Annotated in this window: 1 protein-coding gene; it reads right to left on the bottom strand. The window is 46.3% G+C overall.

Annotated elements, in window-relative coordinates:
* On the bottom strand, positions 1-358 hold a 358-nt coding region (locus Q5762_RS37385; RefSeq protein WP_315896766.1), incomplete at its 3' end, for a hypothetical protein.
* Positions 359-374: the final 16 nt, after the last annotated feature.

A 374-nucleotide genomic window follows, 5' to 3' on the forward strand; every position in this document is an offset into this window, starting at 1 on the left:
CGAGCGAAATATCCATATAAAACGCCTCACTGTAAGCTTCACTGGCACGCTCGGTATCGCCTTGTAATTCAGCAAGCTTACCCAATAACACATTACCAAACACCGATTCACGAACACTGAGCGCTTGTTGCAAATACGCATCGGCCCGCAGTGGATTGTCGCGGATAATTTCATGCAATGCTAAAGCTTCAAAAATACGTGGTTGCGACAAAGGGTGGCCCTGATCGACAGCAAGTAGTAACTGTTGGGTTAATTGATTAGCACGGTCAACACTCAGTGATTGTCTAGGGTCGAGGGCCGTTTGTACGTAATAGGCAACCAATAATTCCGCTTGTAAATAGTGATTGATTGGCTCCATTTGCAACGCCTCTTCG

Source organism: Streptomyces sp. P9(2023) (assembly GCF_032436795.1).
Taxonomy (GTDB): Bacteria; Actinomycetota; Actinomycetes; order Streptomycetales; family Streptomycetaceae; genus Streptomyces.